Source organism: Actinosynnema sp. (assembly GCF_052038725.1).
In genome coordinates this window covers 1-4,685 of the sequence record NZ_JBQGCX010000373.1, presented here as the reverse complement: position 1 = coordinate 4,685, position 4,685 = coordinate 1, and the positions used below count along the sequence as shown (strand labels likewise).

Sequence of the window (4,685 nt, the reverse complement as noted above, 5' to 3'; positions counted from 1 at the left end):
GCGTCGCGGCGCGGGTTCGCCAGGCTCGACCCGGCGGTGGGCCGGTTCGTCACCGACGAGCGGCTGCGCCGGGTGTTCACGTTCCAGTCGCTGTACGCCGGGCTCGCGCCGCGCAAGGCCATGGCCGCCTACGCGGTGATCGCCTACATGGACGCGATCGCGGGCGTGCACCACCCGCGCGGCGGGGTGCGGGCGCTGCCCGACGCGCTGGCCGCCGCAGCCGCCGACGCGGGCGCGGACCTGCGGTTCGACACGCGCGTGGCGTGGCTGGAGCGGATCGGCGGGCGGGTCACGGCGGTGCGCACCGCGCACGGGGAGCGGATCGCCTGCGACGCGGTCGTGCTGACCCCGGACCTGCCGGTGTCCTACCGGCTGCTGGGGCACCGGCCGCGCAGGCTGCTGCCGGTGCGCTGGTCGCCGTCGGCGGTGGTGCTGCACGCGGGCACCCGCAGGCGCTGGGACGAGCTGGCCCACCACACGATCTTCTTCGGCGACGCGTGGGAGCGCACGTTCGACGAGGTCATCAACCGGGGACAGCTGATGAGCGACCCGTCGCTGCTGGTCAGCAGGCCGCCGGAGGAGGACGCGGCGACGTTCGTGCTGGCGCCCGCGCCGAACCTGCGGGCGGGCAGGATCGACTGGGAGCGGGTCGGGCCCGCCTACCGGGACGAGCTGGTGGCGGAGCTGGAGCGGCGCGGGCTGACCGGGTTCGGCGACTCGGTCGAGGTCGAGCGCCTGGTGACGCCGAAGGACTGGGCCGCGATGGGCATGGCGGCGGGCACGCCGTTCTCGGCGGCGCACACCTTCGCCCAGACCGGGCCGTTCCGGCCGAGGAACCTGGTGTCCGGGGTGGAGAACGCGGTGCTGGCGGGCTGCGGCACCACGCCGGGCGTCGGCGTGCCGCCGGTGCTGGTGTCCGGCAGGCTGGCCGCGCAGCGGATCACCGGGGTGGCCGCGCCGGTCGGCAGGCGCCCGGTGGCGGGGCTGCTGGCGCGGGTGTCCCGGCGCTGACCGCACCGCCGGGGGAGGCCGGGCCCGCTCCACCCCGGAACGGGCCCGGACCACCCCCTGCGGCCCGCCGTCCGCGCGGCCGGGAGCGCCCCGGTCGCCCCTTCCGGGAGACCGGGTCTCGGGGCGGCTTCGGAGCGGTTCCAGAACGGTTCCGAAACCCCTCCCGCGCGGCGCCCGGTCGGGCGGGGGCGCGCGACCACCAGCCCGAACCGGCCCGGCCCGAGCCCCGGAACGCCCGAGCACCGCGCGCGAATACTCCGTGCGGCGCATCGTCCCACCCAGGCCGACGTGCGAAGATCCCCACCGGGCGCACGCCCGCGTCACGCGTGAGAGCCATTGCATCCCGCCTCGCGCGCGCGTTGTGCGACGATGTCCCGGCGATGGCCGCGACTCCGTCTTCCTCCCGTTCGAGCACCGCAAGCGTCGAGCCGGTGCGCTCTTCGGCGACCCCGGCGACCGAGCCGAGGGGCATCCCCGTCCGGACGATCCTGCTGGGCGTCGCGGGGGTCATGCTCGTCGCGCTCGGCGGCAGCGGCGCGGGCGCCGTGGTCAAGCGCGACCCCCTGCTGGCCGCGACCTCGCTGAGCTGGATCCGCTACGGCCACGGCCAGGACCTGGCCACCGCCGTGCTCTACCTCGGGCTCGCGCTCGTGGTGTGGTCGTGGGTCCGGCTGGGCCGGATGGTGCTGCGCGGGCACGTGGGCAGCCGCGCGGTGCTCGCCGCGGTGGGCGCCTGGACGCTGCCGCTGCTGTTCGCGCCGCCGCTGTTCAGCAAGGACATCTACAGCTACCTGGCGCAGGGCCAGCTCGCGCTCAACGGGCTCGACCCGTACCAGGTCGGGCCCGCGGTGCTCCAGAGCCCGCTGTCGGACAACGTGAGCTGGGTCTGGCAGAACACGCCCGCCCCGTACGGCCCGCTGTTCGTGCTGCTGTCCGAGGGCGTGGTGTGGCTGACCGGCGGCAGCGTGATCGGCGGCGTGGTGCTGCTGCGGCTGGTGCTGGTCGTGGGGCTGGCGCTGGTCTGCTGGTCGCTGCCCGGCCTCGCCCGGCACCTGGGCGGCAAGCCCGCCGTGGCGCTGTGGTTCGCGGCGGCCAACCCGCTGGTGCTGGTGCACCTGATCGGCGGCGCGCACAACGACATGCTGATGGTCGGCCTGATGGCCGCGGGCGTGCTGCTGGTGCTCGACGGCAGGCACGTGGCCGGGATCGTGCTGGTGACGCTGGGCGTGGCGGTCAAGGCCACGGCGGCGGTCGCGCTGCCGTTCCTGGTGCTGGTGTGGGCGGCCCGCACGGAGGGCCCCCGGCGGGCCGCGATCGGCCGGGCCATCGGGCGCGGCGTGGCGGTGTTCGCCGTGGTGTTCACCGCGACGAGCGTAATCGCGGGCCGGGACCTGGGCTGGCTGCCCGCGCTGAGCACGTCCTCGATGATCGTGAACTGGCTGTCGCTGCCCAGCGCGGTCGGCGACCTCGCGCACACCCTCGTGACGGTCTTCGTGCACCTGGACCAGGGCGTGTTCCTGACCGTGGCGCGCGGCATCGGCTCGGCGCTGCTGGTGTTCATCGCCTGGCGGCAGTGGCGGGCGGCCGAGGACGGCGGTCCGAACGCGGTGTTCCGCGCGGCCGTGACCATGCTGGCGGTGGCGCTGCTCTCCCCCGCCACGCTGCCCTGGTACTTCACCTGGCCGCTGGTGCTGGGCGCGGGCCTGGCCTGGACGGCCAGCGGCCTGACCACCGTGGCGTTCTTCTCCACCTGGCTGCTGCTGGTGACCTTCCCGAACGGCGACACCGCGCTCTACTCGTGGGGCTACCTGCTGGTCGCGGTGCTGCTGTCGGCGCTCGCGGCGGTCTCGCTGACCAAGGACGACCCGCTCCGGCTCTCGGGCAAGCCCTAGCTTGGGCCACCGGAGCGCACCGCACCGCCCGACCCCGCGAAGCGGACCGGGCGGCTCCCCGCGGGGAACCGCCCGGAGCGGGCGCGCCGTGCCCGGCGCGCCCCGGTCGACTTCGTGGTGGTGTTCCGGGCGCCCGCCGCGCGGCGCGGCGGGCCCTGGCGCGTCAGAAGGCCATGGCCTGCGCCCTGCGCTTGACCTCGCGGCCCCGGTCGCCGCGCAGCGCCTCGATCGGGCTGCCGGGCAGGGTGTCGTCCTCGGTGAACAGCCAGCGGAGCATCTCCTCGGTGGAGAAGCCGGAGTCGCGCAGCACCGTGATGGTGCCGGGGAGCCCCTTCACCACGCTTCCGGCGGCGATGAAGTCGGCGGGGACGACCAGGACGCCGTCGCGCCGCTCAGCGAGGAGCTGACCGTCGCGCAGCAACTGGTGAACACGGTTGACCGGCTGGCCGAGCCGCTCGGCGACCTCGGCCAGGCCGAGTACCTCGATCTCGGGAGCCAGCACATCAGCAGCGGCAGGAATCGCACTCACGAACGCCACGATGCCACAGCGCGGGGAGCAATGCCCTGCACCAACCGGGTGGTGGGCGTCAAAAGCCCGCCACCCACCGGAAACCCGCTGTTCGCCGGACCGTTCACCGCCCGGACGACCCGCCCCTTGACGGCAATCCCACAGCGGAGCCGCCATGATCGGGTGCGCGGGCGCGACTCACGGGTTCGGCCGGTATCTCCTCCACCGTACGATCCACCCCTGTGGAAAGGTCGTCGACTCACGTGACCGGCGGGCTGCTGGAACACCGCTACCAGATCGGCTCCCTCGTCGCCAGGGGAGGGATGTCCGCCGTCTACCGGGGCGTGGACACCCGCCTGGACCGGCCGGTGGCCATCAAGGTGATGGACTCGCGCTTCTCGGCGGACCCGTCCTTCGTCGCCCGCTTCGAGGGCGAGGCGCGCACCGCCGCGCGGCTGCACCACCCCGGCGTGGTGGCCGTGCACGACCAGGGCGTCGACGAGGACCGGGTGTTCCTCGTGATGGAGCTGGTCGAGGGCGGGACGCTGCGCGACCTGCTGGTGGAGCGCGGCAGGCTGGAGCCCGCGCTCGCGCTGTCCGTGCTGGAGCGGGTGCTCGCGGCGCTGGCCGCCGCGCACCGGGCCGACCTGGTGCACCGCGACGTGAAGCCGGAGAACGTGCTGATCGGCGCGGACGGCGTCGTCAAGGTCGCCGACTTCGGGTTGGCGCGGGCGATGTCCGGGTCCGGGATCACCAGCGACAGCGTGATCATGGGCACGGTCGCCTACCTCTCGCCCGAGCAGGTCGCCACCGGCGCGGCCGACGCGCGCAGCGACGTGTACCAGGCGGGCATCGTGCTGTACGAGATGCTCACCGGCGCGCCGCCGTACGTCGGGGACAGCGCGATCTCCGTGGCGTACCGGCACGTCAACGACGTGGTGCCGCCGGTGGAGGGCGTGCCCGCCGAGGTGGCGGAGCTGGTGCGCAGGGCGACCCGCAAGGAGCCGTTCCTGCGGCCCGCGGACGCCGCCGCGTTCCTGGCCGAGGTGGAGGCCGCGCGGACGGCGCTGGGCCTGGCGGCGGTGCAGGTGCCGCTGCCGACCACGCGCGCGCCGCTGGCCGCGCCCGCGCCGTTCCCCGGCGCGCCGCCGCCGGCCGCGCAGCACGGTGCGCCGCCGCCCGCGACCTCCCAGCGGGTGCCGCTGCCGCCGTCCACCTCCCAGCAGGTCCCGCTGGCCCCTGGGGTGTCCCAGCAGGTGCCGCTGACCCCGTCG

4 protein-coding genes are annotated in these 4,685 nt (G+C 75.2%); 3 read left to right on the top strand and 1 reads right to left on the bottom strand.

Annotated features, from left to right (window positions below; all coding sequences use genetic code 11):
• Both crtI and mptB read left to right on the top strand, forming a co-directional pair.
• Positions 1-1,011: phytoene desaturase family protein (crtI, locus tag ACTUAL_RS07540; protein ID WP_440899731.1), on the top strand; the 1,011-nt coding region annotated here is incomplete at its 5' end.
• 431 nt (positions 1,012-1,442) lie between these two features.
• Positions 1,443-2,903, top strand: coding sequence for a polyprenol phosphomannose-dependent alpha 1,6 mannosyltransferase MptB (mptB, locus tag ACTUAL_RS07535; RefSeq protein WP_440899730.1), 1,461 nt, complete (start codon positions 1,443-1,445; stop codon positions 2,901-2,903).
• Between the two features lie 163 nt (positions 2,904-3,066).
• On the opposite strand, the gene ACTUAL_RS07530 is transcribed toward mptB, so the two are convergent.
• A complete protein-coding gene (locus ACTUAL_RS07530) occupies positions 3,067-3,432 on the bottom strand; it encodes an Rv2175c family DNA-binding protein (RefSeq protein ID WP_096497652.1) in 366 nt (121 codons plus the stop codon).
• Positions 3,433-3,653: 221 nt separating this feature from the next.
• Here ACTUAL_RS07530 and ACTUAL_RS07525 point away from each other — a divergent pair.
• On the top strand, positions 3,654-4,685 hold a 1,032-nt coding region (locus tag ACTUAL_RS07525; RefSeq protein WP_440899729.1), incomplete at its 3' end, for a protein kinase domain-containing protein.